Below are 15008 nucleotides of genomic sequence, written 5' to 3' on the forward strand. Positions count from 1 at the left end.
TCAGAATATAAATTACATTTCTCAGAACGCGACTGACATGACAAAGGTTTTTACATTGATTGTATTTGTAAAATTGTAAACATTTTTTCGCTTACACGCGCTAACGAAACCGTCCTTTTCGCGTATAATGACATTTTCCCAACCGCATTTGAGAGCCGAATTATGTCTGTTGTTTTGCCCTTGCGCGGCGTTACCGCCCTTTCCGATTTCCGTGTTGAAAAACTCTTGCAAAAAGCCGCCGCACTCGGTCTGCCCGAAGTGAAACTGAAAAGCGAATTTTGGTATTTTGTCGGCAGCGAGAAAGCATTGGATGCCGCGACTGTCGAAAAACTGCAAGCCTTGTTGGCGGCGCAAAGCGTTGAACAAACGCCAAAAGCGCGCGAGGGCTTGCATTTGTTTTTGGTCACGCCCCGTTTGGGTACGATTTCGCCGTGGGCTTCCAAAGCAACCAATATTGCGGAAAATTGCGGTTTGGCAGGCATCGAACGCATCGAGCGCGGTATGGCGGTGTGGCTGGAAGGTCGTCTGAATGATGAACAGAAACAGCAATGGGCGGCTTTGCTGCACGACCGCATGACCGAATCCGTATTGCCCGATTTTCAGACGGCATCCAAATTATTCCACCATCTCGAATCCGAAACTTTCTCCACCGTCGATGTTTTGGGCGGCGGTAAAGAGGCTTTGGTCAAAGCCAATACCGAAATGGGTTTGGCACTCTCCGCCGACGAAATCGATTATCTGGTTGAAAACTATCAGGCTTTGCAGCGCAATCCGTCCGATGTTGAGCTGATGATGTTCGCGCAGGCAAACAGCGAGCACTGCCGCCACAAAATCTTCAACGCCGACTTCATCCTCAACGGCGAAAAACAGCCCAAATCGCTCTTCGGCATGATACGCGACACGCACAACGCGCATCCCGAAGGCACGGTCGTCGCTTATAAAGACAATTCGTCCGTAATCGAAGGCGCAAAAATCGAGCGTTTCTATCCGGATGCGGCGGAAAACCAAGGCTACCGTTTCCACGAAGAAGACACGCATATCATCATGAAAGTGGAAACGCACAACCATCCGACCGCCATCGCGCCGTTTGCGGGCGCGGCGACGGGCGCGGGCGGCGAAATCCGCGACGAAGGCGCAACGGGCAAAGGTTCGCGTCCGAAAGCGGGCTTGACCGGCTTTACCGTGTCCAACCTCAACATCCCCGGCCTCAAACAGCCGTGGGAACAAGATTACGGCAAGCCGGAACATATTTCCTCGCCGCTGGACATTATGATTGAAGGCCCCATCGGCGGCGCGGCGTTCAACAACGAATTCGGCCGCCCGAACCTCTTGGGCTACTTCCGCACTTTTGAAGAGAAGTTCGACGGTCAGGTTCGCGGCTACCACAAACCGATTATGATTGCAGGCGGTTTGGGCAGCATTCAGGCGCAGCAGACGCATAAAGACGAAATCCCCGAAGGCGCGTTGCTGATCCAACTGGGCGGCCCGGGTATGCTTATCGGTTTGGGCGGCGGCGCGGCTTCTTCGATGGATACCGGTACAAACGACGCTTCTTTAGACTTCAATTCCGTACAACGCGGCAACCCCGAAATCGAACGCCGCGCGCAGGAAGTGATCGACCGATGCTGGCAGCTTGGCGATAAAAACCCGATTATCTCCATCCACGACGTGGGCGCGGGCGGTTTGTCCAACGCCTTCCCCGAACTCGTCAACGATGCCGGACGCGGCGCGGTATTCAAGCTGCGCGAAGTGCCGCTGGAAGAACACGGTTTAACGCCTTTGCAAATTTGGTGCAACGAATCGCAAGAGCGTTATGTGTTGTCGATTTTGGAAAAAGATTTGGACACCTTTCGCGCCATCTGCGAACGCGAACGCTGCCCGTTTGCCGTGGTCGGCACGGCGACCGACGACGGCCATTTGAAAGTGCGCGACGATTTGTTCTCCAACAACCCCGTCGATTTGCCATTGAACATCTTGCTCGGCAAACCGCCCAAAACCACGCGTACCGACAAAACGGTTACGCCGTATGCGACCGAAGGGAATCCCTTTGGGAAAAAACCGTTTAACGCCGGCGATATCGACATTACCGAAGCCGCCTACCGCGTTTTGCGCCTGCCTACCGTAGCAGCTAAAAACTTCCTGATTACCATCGGCGACCGCAGCGTCGGCGGTTTGACGCACCGCGATCAAATGGTCGGCAAATACCAAACCCCGGTAGCCGACTGCGCCGTGACCATGATGGGCTTCAACACCTATCGCGGCGAAGCAATGTCTATGGGCGAAAAACCGGCCGTCGCCCTGTTTGATGCGCCTGCCTCGGGCAGAATGTGCGTCGGCGAGGCCATCACCAACATCGCGGCAGCCAATATCGGCGACATCGGCAACATCAAGCTTTCCGCCAACTGGATGGCGGCGTGCGGCAACGAAGGCGAAGACGAAAAACTCTACCGCACCGTCGAAGCCGTTTCCAAAGCCTGTCAGGCACTGGATTTGAGCATTCCCGTGGGCAAAGACAGCCTGTCGATGAAAACCGTTTGGCAGGATGGCGAAGAGAAAAAATCCGTCGTCTCGCCATTGAGCCTGATTATCTCCGCGTTCGCGCCTGTTAAAGACGTGCGAAAAACCGTTACGCCCGAATTGAAAAACGTCGAAGACAGCGTATTGCTGTTTGTCGATTTGGGCTTCGGCAAAGCGCGTATGGGCGGCTCTGCGTTCGGTCAGGTGTACAACAATATGAGCGGCGACGCGCCTGATTTGGACGATACAGGCCGTCTGAAAGACTTTTACGGCGTGATTCAACAGCTTGTCGCCGAAGACAAACTCTTGGCGTATCACGACCGCAGCGACGGCGGCTTGTTTGCCACGTTGGCGGAAATGGCGTTTGCTGCACGGTGCGGCTTGAATGTGGATTTGACCTCGCTGGTTGCCAACCAAGCCGATGTCAATGAAGCAAGTATCCGCGCATTGTTCAATGAAGAGTTGGGCGCAGTGATTCAAATTGCCAAACAAGATGTTGCGGCAGTAGAAGCTTTGTTTAAAGAAGCTGATTTGGCACTGCATGCCGTTGCGACCATCGGTACTGACGAGAAAATCGTTATCCGCAACCAAGCAGGCATCGTATTGGAACAAAACCGCACCGACCTGCAACGCGCATGGCAGGAAACCAGCCATGCCATCCAACGCCTGCGCGACAACCCTGCCTGCGCCGACAGCGAGTTTGCCCTGATTGACGACAACGAACGCAGCGCATTGTTTGCCGACGTGAAGTTTGACGTGAACGAAGACATCGCCGCGCCTTTCGTCAACAGCGGCGCGAAACCCAAAATCGCCATCCTGCGCGAACAGGGGGTAAACGGGCAAATCGAAATGGCCGCCGCGTTCACCCGCGCCGGATTCGATGCCTACGACGTGCATATGTCCGACCTGATGGCAGGCCGCTTCCGCCTTGCCGACTTCAAAATGCTGGCGGCGTGCGGCGGCTTCAGCTACGGCGACGTACTCGGCGCGGGCGAAGGCTGGGCGAAATCGATTCTGTTCCACCCTGCTCTGCGCGACCAATTTGCCGCCTTCTTCGCCGACCCGAACACGCTGACATTGGGCGTGTGCAACGGCTGCCAGATGGTCAGCAACCTCGCCGAAATCATCCCCGGCACGGCAGGCTGGCCGAAGTTCAAACGCAACCTGAGCGAACAGTTCGAAGCGCGCCTGAGTATGGTTCATGTTCCAAAATCCGCGTCGCTGATTCTGAACGAAATGCAAGGCTCCAGCCTGCCCGTCGTGGTCAGCCACGGCGAAGGACGCGCCGACTTCGCACTTCACGGCGGCAACATTTCTGCCGATTTGGGCATTGCGTTGCAATATGTAGACGGTCAAAACCAGGTTACCCAAACCTATCCGCTCAACCCCAACGGCTCGCCGCAGGGCATCGCCGGCATTACCAACGCCGACGGCCGCGTTACCATTATGATGCCCCACCCCGAACGCGTGTACCGTGCCGCACAAATGAGCTGGAAACCGGAAGACTGGACGGAATTGTCCGGCTGGTATCGCCTCTTTGCCGGTGCAAGAAAAGCCTTGGGCTAACCGCCCTACTCAAACCAATGCCGTCTGAAGAATATTTCAGACGGCATTCCGGCATACCATCCTTTAAACGGCATCCGTCCACCGAGGAACACTCATGAAAATCACACCCGTCAAAGCCTTGACCGACAACTACATCTGGATGATACAGCACGGCAACCATGCCGTCTGCGTCGACCCCTCCGACCCCACACCCGTATTGGAATTCCTCGTACGCAACCGACTCATGCTTGCCCAAACATGGGTAACGCACCCCCACCCCGACCACGAAGGCGGTGCGGCCGCACTGTGGCGCGGCTACATGGAATCGCCCGTTTACGGTGAAACCGACATCGAAGCCGCCACCCACACCGTAACCGCAGGCACCCAATTTACCTTCGGCGAAGGGTTAATCACCGTTTGGGCAACCCCGGGCCATACCGACCGCCATATCAGCTACCTCATGGAAACTTCAGACGGCATACACGTCTTTTGCGGCGACACCCTGTTTTCCGCCGGCTGCGGACGCGTGTTTACCGGCACGGTCGAACAGCTTTACGACAGCTTCCAACGGTTCAACCAATTACCCGAAAACACCCTGTTCTACCCGGCACACGAATACACCGCCGCCAACCTGCGTTTCGCCGCCCATATCGAGCCGGACAACGCCGACATTCAGACGGCACTGAAAGCGGCAGAACACACGCCTACCCTGCCCGTTACCCTCGCGCACGAACGCCGCATCAACCCGTTTTTGCGGACAGAAATCCCCGCAGTCCGCCAACGTGCCGAAACCCTGACGGGTCAAACCTTAAACAACGGCTTGGCGGTCTTCGCCGCCCTGCGCGAACTGAAAAACGCCTACCGCTGACCTGCCCTCTGAAAAATGCCGTCTGAAACCCGCGTTTCAGACGGCATTTGCGTTAAAAATAGTAAACCGTTCCAAAAGGGAGTAGAATAGTGCCGTTTCCAACCCTGCGCCTGTACCGTCAGGCTTTTATTATGGACCTTCCCAGTTCGTTTTTACTGAACGCCCCTTCCGATTCCAAACGACAATAACCATCCTGCCGGAATGCCTCCCCGCACACGGCGGGCGGAGCATTTATGAGCATCGAACACACTCCTCCGACACACGATGGCGAAACCGGTCAAAACCATACCGAACGCCCTTCCGCCGATTTCGACCGTGTCCACTCCCTCTGCGAAATCCTCGAACCTGCTTTTGAACAAATCGAAAACGGTACACCGCTCGAAGACGCGCCGCTGCGCGACAAACTGACCGAGCTGACCGTCCTCTTGAGCGAGCTGCACCCTGCCGACGTGGCGGCGGTGTTGGAATCGCTGCCGCCGCGCGAACGCAATATCGTCTGGATTCTGGTCAAACCGGAAGACGACGGCGAAGTGCTGCTGGAAGTGTCCGATGCAGTCCGCGAAACGCTGATCGAGTCGATGGACAAGGACGAATTGTTGGCGGCGGTCGATGATTTGGACGCGGACGAATTGGCGGAGCTGGCAGACGATTTGCCGCACCAAGTGGTTTATGAAGCCTTACAGACGCGCGATGAGGAAGAACGCGCCCAAGTCAAGGCGGCAATGTCGTATGAAGACAACCAAGTCGGCGCGATTATGGACTTCGAGTTGGTCAGCATCCGCGCCGATGTCGCCTGCGAAGTGGTGCTGCGTTATCTGCGCCGCTTCGACAGCCTGCCCGACCATACCGACAAGATTTTTGTGGTTGATGAAAACGACGTGCTGCAAGGCGTGCTGCCCATCCGCAAACTTTTAGTCGCCGATCCCGAAGACTTGGTGGAAAACGTGATGGCGAAAGATGTCGTGCGTTTCCGCGCCGAAGACGATGTGGAAGAAGCAGCGCAGGCGTTTGAACGCTACGACTTGGTTACCGCGCCCGTCGTCGATGAAAACAAAAAGCTCATCGGCAGGATTACCATCGACGAGATGGTGGACGTGATCCGCGAAGAATCGGAAGCGGATATGCTGAATATGGCAGGTTTGCAGGAAGAAGAAGACCTGTTCGCCCCCGTCTTGGATTCCGTCAAAAACCGCTGGATGTGGCTCGCCGTCAACCTCTGCACCGCCTTCCTCGCCAGCCGCGTCATCGGCGCATTTGAAGGCAGTATCGAAAAAATCGTCGCTCTCGCCGCACTGATGCCCATCGTCGCCGGCATCGGCGGCAACTCGGGCAATCAGACGATTACCATGATTGTCCGCGCCATGGCGATGGGGCAACTGACAGGCATGCAGGCAGGCAGGCTGTTGAAAAAAGAAGTCGGCGTCGCCTTGGTCAACGGCATTATCTGGGGAACCGTCATGGGCGCGGTTTCATGGCTGCTTTACGGCAGCCTCGGCATCGGTTTGGTCATGGTTGCCGCGATGACGCTCAACCTGCTGCTGGCGGCAACCGTCGGCGTATTGATTCCCGTGGTAATGGAAAAGTTCGGACGCGACCCCGCGTTGGGCAGCTCGGTGCTGATTACGGCGGTAACGGATTCCGGCGGCTTCCTGATTTTCTTGGGTCTCGCCACCCTGTTCCTGCTTTAAATGCCGTCTGAAACACATGAAAATGCCGTCTGAAGCGGAATCTGTTTCAGACGGCATTTTTGCGTTTGCCGGAGTCCGACTCTGTTGAGAATGAATATTGAATTAATTCAGGGAGGGGTAGAATCCCTTTTCAGACTTGCTGCCATGCGTCCACTGTGGCGGCGATATTTTTTGAGAAAGAAAACAAGGAAATGACGACAGACAATCAAAATCAGGAAACAAATGTAACCCCTTCGGAAACTCAAGCGGAAGAGAACTTGCCGCTGACAGCATCTTTTTCGGAAAATTTTTTGAGATTTTGTGCTGGAGCTATGTGCCTGTTTGGTCTGTTGGCTTTTGTAAGTGCGACAGAGAATAATCAAGGGGGCATCGGATTTGGTTTTCTAATCGGTTCGGTTTCTACTGCCGCGCTATTGAATCTGCTGGTAGGAATTTCCCTCACACTGAAAAAAATACACAACAAACTTTGACCCTCTGTCCGTAAAAATGCCGTCTGAAACCTCCCTCACGGATTTTCAGACGGCATTTGAATATACGGTTACTGCACAGGGCTGTCGGAACGGTTGCGCGCAATATCGACCACGTCCGCACCAAACAGCGCATTGACATCGGTTTCGTCAAACACATATTTGCTGTGGCAAAAATCGCAATCGACTTCGATGCTGCCCTGTTCCGCCACCACGCCGCCGACTTCTTCCCCACCCAGCATCAGCAGCATATCGCTGACCTTGCCGCGCGAACAGGTGCATGAAAATTCAAACATTTCCGGCTCGAACACGCGCGGCGGCGTTTCGTGGAACAGGCGGTATAAAACGTGTTGCGCATCCAATTCTGCCAGCTCCTCCGCCGTCAGCGTGCGCGCCAGCGTACTGACGTGTTCCCACGCTTCGTCCGCCTCCGCTTCGGGCAGACGCTGCACCAGCAGACCGCCCGCCGCTTCGCTGCTTGCAGACAGGACGATGTGCGTATCAAGCTGTTCGGAACGTTTCATATAGTTCACCAACATTTGCGCGATGCTGTCGCCTTCCAAAGGCACTACGCCCTGCCAGGGTTCGCCGTCTTTGGGTTGCAGCGTCAATACGAACACGCCGCCCTCCCCCAAAAGGTCGCCGAGGCTTTCGTCATCGGCTATTTCTGCGGTTTCGTCCCACCGCGCGGTCGCACGGACGGTACGGTCGGAAGTCGCTTCCGCAACCAGCATTTTCAGCCGCCCCTGCCCCTGAACCTGCACAATCAGCGTGCCTTCGTTTTTAAGGTTGCCCGACAGCAACACACCCGCCGCCAACAACTCGCCCAAAGCACGACGGATGGCGGAAGGATAGTTTTTCTGCTTCACGATGTGCTGCCACACGTTTTCCAGACGGACGTGCAGCCCGCGCACGGGCATATCGTCGAAGATAAAGCGGGTACGCACATCGGCGCGGTTGATGGAGGTTTGATTCATTATTCTCTCTGATTAATTGTTCGGATGGCGGATATATGGTTGCGGTCGGCGCGAAAACAAGGCGGACGGCGGGTGCGTTTCCCAAGTTCTCAATAAATTATATAAAAATCAATATATTAACCCAATCTAACAAGCCGTTTTTTGCCAAACAGCCGTTTTTTTATATACAATCAACAAGATATTTTCGACTGATACAGCATAACATCGCACGGCGGCACGATGCCTCCTGCGCGGAAACACCGATATGGATTCTTTTTTCAAACCGGCAGTTTGGGCGGTTTTGTGGCTGATGTTTGCCGTCCGCCCCGCCTTTGCCGACGAGTTGACCAACCTGCTCAGCACACGCGAGCAAATTCTCAAACAGTTTGCCGAAAGCGAACAGCCCGTTTTACCCGTCAACCAAGCCCCCGTCCGAAGGTCGGGCAATGCCGACGAACTCATCGGCAATGCGATGGGGCTCTTGGGCATCGCCTACCGCTACGGCGGCACATCGGTTTCTACCGGTTTCGACTGCAGCGGCTTTATGCAGCACATCTTCAAACGCGCTATGGGCATCAACCTGCCGCGCACGGCGGCAGAACAGGCGCGGATGGGCGCACCCGTTTCCCGAAGCGAATTGCAGCCCGGGGATATGGTGTTTTTCCGCACGCTCGGCGGCAGCCGCATTTCCCATGTCGGGCTTTATATCGGCAACGACCGCTTCATCCACGCGCCGCGCACGGGGAAAAATATCGAAATCACCAGCCTGAGCCACAAATATTGGAGCGGCAAATACGCGTTCGCCCGCCGCGTCAAGAAAAACGACCCGTCCCGCTTTCTGAACTGATTTCCCAAGGAATACGCAATGAGTATGCCCGAAATGCCCAAATGGTACGACGATGACGGACAGATCGTGTCCTGTACCGAAAAGGTCAAAGTAATGACTGAAAACATGACCGAACTGTACCAAACAGCACAAGACGCGTTTGAAGACGCGCTGCTGATGGGTTGCGGCGAACGTCAGTTGCGCGATTACCTGCTCGCGCTGATTGAAGGTTTGGAAAATCCCTACCGCAAAGTCTGAACACGCCCCGGTTGCTGCGGCACGGTTTATCCGTGCCGTTTTTGCGTTTGTGCGCGGCTCCGGCTTTTCAGACGGCATATTTGACGTTATGATTAAACAGTTAACAAAATTTATCACAACGCCGTCAAAAGACAGACACACAACATGAACATCATCCGCGCGCTCCTCATCATCCTCGGCTGCATCGCCGCCGGCGAAACCGCCGTTTTCCTAGCAGGCATCAAACTGCCCGGCAGCATCGTCGGCATGGGCGTGCTGTTTGCGCTTTTGCAGGCGGGTTGGGTCAAAACGTCTTGGCTGCAACAGCTTACCGACGCACTGATGGCAAACCTGACGCTGTTCCTCGTGCCGCCCTGCGTGGCGGTTATCAGCTATTTGGATTTGATTGCCGACGATTGGTTTTCGATACTGGTTTCCGCCTCCGCCAGCACTTTGTGCGTACTGCTGGTTACGGGCAAGGTTCACCGCTGGATACGGAGCATTATCTGATGAACGAAATCCTCAGGCAGCCCGGCATCCTGCTTTTTCTCACGCTTGCCGTGTACGCGCTTGCAATTATCGTGCGCACGCGCACGGGCAATATCTTCTGCAACCCCGTACTCGTCAGCACTATCGTGCTGATTGCCTACCTGAAAATCCTCGGTATCGATTATGCGGTGTACCACAACGCCGCACAATTCATTGATTTCTGGCTCAAGCCCGCCGTTGTCGTGCTTGCGGTGCCGCTCTACCAAAACCGCCGTAAAATCTTCAACCAGTGGCTGCCCGTCATCGTTTCGCAGCTTGCGGGCAGCGTTACGGGCATTGTTACGGGGATGTATTTTGCCAAATGGCTGGGCGCGGAACGCGAAATCGTCCTCTCCCTTGCCTCCAAATCCGTGACCAACCCCATCGCCATCGAAATCACCCGCTCCATCGGCGGCATTCCCGCCATTACCGCCGCCACCGTCATCATTGCCGGACTGGTCGGACAGATTGCCGGTTACAAAATGCTGAAGAACACCGTCGTCATGCCCTCGTCCGTGGGTATGTCGCTCGGCACGGCCTCGCACGCGATGGGCATTGCCGCCTCGCTCGAACGCAGCCGCCGTATGGCGGCATACGCGGGGCTGGGGCTGACGTTCAACGGCGTGCTGACCGCGCTGATTGCGCCGCTGATTATCCCCGTTTTGGGGTTCTGAACCTGTTTCAGACGGCATTTCAACCCATGCCGTCTGAACGCCAACACACTCGCAAGGAGAACCGTTATGGCTGTCAACCTGACCGAAAAAACCGCCGAACAACTGCTCGACATCGACGGCATTGCCCTCTACACCGCCCAAGCAGGCGTGAAGAAGCCCGAGCGTACCGACCTGACACTGATTGCCATAGCCGCCGGCAGCACCGTCGGTGCAGTCTTCACGACCAACCGTTTCTGTGCCGCTCCCGTCCACATCGCCAAATCGCACCTTTTCGACGAAGACGGCGTGCGCGCCCTCGTCATCAACACGGGCAACGCCAACGCGGGTACGGGCGCACAGGGCAGAATCGATGCTTTGGCAGTGTGTGCCGCCGCCGCCCGGCAAATCGGCTGCAAACCGAACCAGGTGCTGCCCTTCTCCACCGGCGTGATTCTCGAACCGCTGCCCGCCGACAAAATCATCGCCGCGCTGCCCAAAATGCAGCCTGCCTTCTGGAACGAAGCGGCACGCGCCATCATGACCACCGACACCGTTCCCAAAGCCGCCTCGCGCGAAGGCAAGGTCGGCGACAAACACACCGTCCGCGCCACGGGCATCGCCAAAGGCTCGGGCATGATTCATCCCAATATGGCGACCATGCTCGGTTTCATCGCCACCGATGCCAAAGTTTCCCAACCCGTCCTCCAACTGATGACGCAGGAAATCGCCGACGAAACCTTCAACACCATCACCGTTGACGGCGACACCAGCACCAACGACAGTTTCGTCATCATCGCCACCGGCAAAAACAGCCAAAGCGAAATCGACAACATCGCCGACCCGCGTTACGCCCAACTCAAAGAATTGTTGTGCAGCCTTGCGCTCGAACTCGCCCAAGCCATCGTCCGCGACGGCGAGGGCGCGACCAAGTTCATCACCGTCCGCGTCGAAAACGCCAAAACCCGCGACGAAGCCCGCCAAGCCGCCTACACCGTGGCACGTTCGCCGCTGGTCAAAACCGCCTTTTTCGCCTCCGACCCCAACCTCGGCAGGCTGCTCGCCGCCATCGGTTATGCCGGCGTTGCCGACCTCGATACCGACCTCGTGGAAATGTATCTCGACGATATTTTGGTTGCCGAACACGGCGGACGCGCCGCAAGCTACACCGAAGCACAAGGGCAGGCAGTGATGTCGAAGGACGAAATCACCGTCCGCATCAAGCTGCATCGCGGACAAGCCGCCGCCACCGTCTATACCTGCGACCTGTCGCACGGATACGTTTCCATCAACGCCGACTACCGTTCCTGACCCGACACGGCTTCAGACGGCATACATAAATGCCGTCCGAACCGCCGGACAACATACCATGACCTCCACATTCCCCCGCCGCCTCGCCCACAAAATCCGCCAAACCCGCCGCCTGTCGCGCAAAAGCATCGCCTTTCTGTTCCTCCTGGCAGGCTCGGCACTCGTTGCCCTGACTGCGCTGTTTTTTGCCCACCTTGCCGATTTTGCGCTGGAACTGAACGCCAAACTGGTTCAACAATACCCGTGGTTCGCATGGATTGCCCTGCCGCTGGGACTGCCCGTCATCGTCTGGTTCACGCGCAAATATGCGCCATACACATCGGGCAGCGGCATCCCGCAGGTCATCGCCTCGCTGTCGCTGCCCTACGGCGCACAAAAAACGCGCCTGCTCCGCCTCGGGCAGACGCTACTGAAGATTCCGCTGACCTTTTTGGGTATGCTGTTCGGCGCGTCCATCGGGCGCGAAGGCCCGTCCGTTCAGGTCGGCTCGGCAGTGATGGGGGCGTGGGGCGCGTGGTGCAAAAAACACGGTTTGGCATTCAAAGGGATGCAGGAAAACGATTTGATGGCGGCGGGCGCGGCGGGCGGTTTGGCAGCCGCGTTCAACGCGCCGCTGGCGGGCGTGATTTTCGCCATTGAGGAACTCGGGCGCGGCATTATGCTGCGCTGGGAACGGCAGATTCTTTTGGGCGTGCTCGCCTCCGGTTTCATACAGGTTGCCATTCAGGGCAACAACCCGTATTTTTCGGGTTTCAACGGCGGCGTGTTGGAAAATATTTTGATGTGGGTCGTGGCGGCGGGGCTGGTTTGCGGCGCGGCGGGCGGCCTGTTCGGACGGCTGCTCTATCAGGGTGCAGCGGCATTTGCACCACGCAAGATACGCGGCTTTATCCGCAACCGTCCGCTGCTGCTGGCGGCACTGATGGGGCTGCTGCTCGCCCTGCTCGGCACGCTCTACCAAGGCAAAACCTACGGCACCGGCTACCACGAAGCCGCCCAAGCCCTGCACGGCATCTACGAAGCCCCCGTCGGGCTGGCGGCGGCAAAATGGCTCGCCACCGTATTCAGCTATTGGGCGGGCATACCGGGCGGCATCTTCACCCCCTCGCTGACCATAGGCGCGGTTTTGGGCAAGCATATCGCCGCCATCGCCGACATATCGCAGGGTGCAAACATCATCGTCCTCATCTGCATGGCGGCATTTCTGGCGGGCGCGACACAATCGCCGATTACTTCCGCCGTCGTCGTCATGGAAATGACGGGCGGACAAAGCCTGCTGTTTTGGATGCTGATTGCCTGCATTTTCGCCTCGCAGGTTTCACGCCAGTTTTCGCCGCGTCCGTTCTACCACGCATCGGGAATGCGCTTCCGCCAGCGCGTGCTTCAGGAAACCGCCGCCCAAACCGGCAATGCACCCGCAAGACCGCAAGCCGCAAACAGCAAAACGGGAATGCCGTCTGAAAATTAAAACGCCCCCGATCAAACGCCGACAGCCGCCCCTTCACACAGCCGGGACGGGACGCAGGGCAAACCGCCTTGATTCGGATACCGTTCCGCCGCCGCTTGAAATTTCAGCAACAATGCCGTCTGAACGACAGAATGCGGTTTTCAGACGGCATTTCCCCATCCCGATATTGCCCGAACCCAACCAAAGCGTTTGCTATAATTCTATTTTTTACCGCACACGCACCAATCATGTTTCCCGACCTCTCCCAAACCCTCTCCAAAGACCGCCACTTCCTGCAATCCGCCTTCAAAAATCCCAACAAATACGGCGGCTTGTCCAAAGTCGAAGAAAAATACCGAAAATCGCACGAAATCTTCTTGAAGCGTTTGGCAGCATTACCCAAACCCGAGTTCGACAACACCCTGCCCGTTCACGAGAAACTTGACGAAATCAAAAAAACCATTGCCGAAAATCAGGTAACAATTATTTGCGGCGAAACCGGTTCGGGCAAAACCACGCAGCTGCCCAAGATTTGCTTGGAACTCGGGCGCGGGGCGGCGGGGCTGATCGGGCATACCCAGCCGCGCCGTTTGGCAGCACGTTCCGTGGCAGAGCGGATTGCCGAAGAACTGAAATCGGAAATCGGCAGCGCGGTGGGCTATAAGGTGCGCTTCACCGACCACACCTCGCGCGATGCCTGCGTCAAGCTGATGACCGACGGCATCCTGCTGGCGGAAACCCAGACCGACCGTTATCTCGCCGCCTACGACACAATTATCATCGACGAAGCGCACGAACGCAGCCTGAACATCGACTTTCTGCTGGGTTACCTGAAACAGCTGCTGCCGCGCCGCCCCGACTTGAAAGTCATCATCACCTCGGCAACCATAGACGCAGAACGCTTCTCCCGACACTTCAACGGCGCGCCCGTGCTGGAAGTGAGCGGACGGACGTATCCTGTCGAAATCCTCTACCGCCCGCTGACCGGCAAAGACGAAGACGACGCGGAAGTGGAGCTGACCGACGCGATTGTCGATGCGGCGGACGAATTGGCGCGACACGGCGAAGGCGATATCTTGGTATTCCTGCCGGGCGAACGCGAAATCCGCGAAGCCGCCGAAGCCCTGCGCAAATCCACACTGCGCCGCAACGACGAAATCCTGCCCCTATTCGCACGCCTGTCGCACGCCGAACAGCACAAAATCTTCCACCCCTCAGGCGCGAAACGCCGCATCGTGCTGGCAACCAACGTCGCCGAAACCTCGCTCACCGTGCCGGGCATCAAATACGTCATCGACACCGGCCTCGCGCGTGTCAAACGCTATTCCGCGCGGGCAAAAGTGGAGCAGCTTCATATCGAAAAAATCTCCCAAGCCGCCGCCCGCCAACGCTCCGGCCGCTGCGGACGCGTCTCCGCAGGCGTGTGTATCCGACTGTTTTCAGAAGAAGATTTCAACAGCCGCACCGAATTTACCGACCCCGAAATCGTCCGCAGCAACCTCGCCGCCGTCATCCTGCGCATGGCAGCATTGAAACTCGGCGATGTGGCAGCATTCCCGTTTTTAGAAATGCCCGATTCACGGTATATCAATGACGGTTTTCAGGTGTTGTTGGAGTTGGGGGCGGTGGAGGCCGTCTGAAAATAGAATACTTAGTTTATATCAGTAAACTCAATATTTCAGACGGTTCCGCTTTGAAATAGGCTACCACTTTAATTCAAAAAAACGTGTATAAAATATAATTTGGAAGATGAAATTTATGAAATATTCTACAGTCAGAAAAAAGCTGAATTTTGATAGCGACATGCATGAACTTGCCTGTATAACCCATTATTTACAAAATACCACATCACCAGTTGCTGAATTGTACAAATCTGTCAGTATTACCTATTTACAAAATCATTTAAATCTACTAACTCAGGGTTCTGATTCTTTTCAATTAGAATGGGATATTCCATTCCCCCCCCCC

13 protein-coding genes are annotated in these 15008 nt (G+C 56.2%); 12 read left to right on the top strand and 1 reads right to left on the bottom strand.

All coding sequences use genetic code 11. The features are described from left to right. Positions 1 to 162 precede the first annotated feature (162 nt). The 4 genes from purL to Q9J80_RS03610 all read left to right on the top strand — a co-directional run bounded on the left by purL (position 163) and on the right by Q9J80_RS03610 (position 7088). Positions 163 to 4083: a phosphoribosylformylglycinamidine synthase gene (gene purL, locus Q9J80_RS03595; RefSeq protein ID WP_304674154.1), complete on the top strand. Its 3921-nt coding sequence runs from the start codon at positions 163 to 165 to the stop codon at positions 4081 to 4083. A 94-nt stretch (positions 4084 to 4177) separates the two neighbouring features. Next, entirely contained in the window at positions 4178 to 4930 is a 753-nt protein-coding gene (gloB, locus tag Q9J80_RS03600) for a hydroxyacylglutathione hydrolase (RefSeq protein WP_301674027.1), read from the top strand. Between the two features lie 233 nt (positions 4931 to 5163). Beyond that, positions 5164 to 6618, top strand: coding sequence for a magnesium transporter (gene mgtE / locus Q9J80_RS03605; RefSeq protein ID WP_301674026.1), 1455 nt, complete (start codon positions 5164 to 5166; stop codon positions 6616 to 6618). A gap of 155 nt (positions 6619 to 6773) precedes the next feature. Then, positions 6774 to 7088 (top strand): hypothetical protein, encoded by a 315-nt coding sequence (locus Q9J80_RS03610; protein WP_301674025.1) that lies wholly within the window; start codon positions 6774 to 6776, stop codon positions 7086 to 7088. Between the two features lie 68 nt (positions 7089 to 7156). Here Q9J80_RS03610 and hslO read toward each other — a convergent pair whose 3' ends face one another. Then, complete coding sequence (gene hslO / locus Q9J80_RS03615) at positions 7157 to 8062, bottom strand: Hsp33 family molecular chaperone HslO (protein WP_301674024.1); 906 nt, start codon at positions 8060 to 8062, stop codon at positions 7157 to 7159. 244 nt (positions 8063 to 8306) lie between these two features. On the opposite strand from hslO, the gene Q9J80_RS03620 reads away from it, so the two are divergent. From Q9J80_RS03620 to Q9J80_RS03655, 8 genes are all read left to right on the top strand, one after another. Beyond that, entirely contained in the window at positions 8307 to 8888 is a 582-nt protein-coding gene (locus tag Q9J80_RS03620) for a C40 family peptidase (protein WP_301674023.1), read from the top strand. A gap of 18 nt (positions 8889 to 8906) precedes the next feature. After that, complete coding sequence (locus Q9J80_RS03625; protein ID WP_301674022.1) at positions 8907 to 9125, top strand: hypothetical protein; 219 nt, start codon at positions 8907 to 8909, stop codon at positions 9123 to 9125. A 144-nt stretch (positions 9126 to 9269) separates the two neighbouring features. Beyond that, positions 9270 to 9614 carry a CidA/LrgA family protein gene (locus Q9J80_RS03630; RefSeq protein WP_301674021.1) on the top strand — a complete coding sequence of 115 codons (345 nt, stop codon included), beginning with the start codon at positions 9270 to 9272 and terminating at the stop codon, positions 9612 to 9614. Continuing rightward, entirely contained in the window at positions 9614 to 10306 is a 693-nt protein-coding gene (locus Q9J80_RS03635) for an LrgB family protein (protein WP_301674020.1), read from the top strand. Before Q9J80_RS03630 ends, Q9J80_RS03635 begins: the two co-directional genes overlap by 1 nt. A 66-nt stretch (positions 10307 to 10372) precedes the next feature. After that, positions 10373 to 11593 (top strand): bifunctional glutamate N-acetyltransferase/amino-acid acetyltransferase ArgJ, encoded by a 1221-nt coding sequence (gene argJ, locus Q9J80_RS03640; protein WP_025457961.1) that lies wholly within the window; start codon positions 10373 to 10375, stop codon positions 11591 to 11593. A 58-nt stretch (positions 11594 to 11651) separates the two neighbouring features. Beyond that, entirely contained in the window at positions 11652 to 13061 is a 1410-nt protein-coding gene (locus Q9J80_RS03645) for a chloride channel protein (protein WP_301674019.1), read from the top strand. A 227-nt stretch (positions 13062 to 13288) separates the two neighbouring features. After that, positions 13289 to 14680, top strand: a complete 1392-nt coding sequence (gene hrpA, locus Q9J80_RS03650) for an ATP-dependent RNA helicase HrpA (RefSeq protein ID WP_301674073.1) — start codon at positions 13289 to 13291, stop codon at positions 14678 to 14680. Positions 14681 to 14798: 118 nt separating this feature from the next. Beyond that, a partial coding sequence (locus Q9J80_RS03655) for a hypothetical protein (protein WP_301670202.1) occupies positions 14799 to 15008 on the top strand: 210 nt, incomplete at its 3' end.

The organism is Neisseria blantyrii, assembly GCF_962747855.1.
GTDB classification, from domain to species: Bacteria; Pseudomonadota; Gammaproteobacteria; order Burkholderiales; family Neisseriaceae; genus Neisseria; species Neisseria viridiae.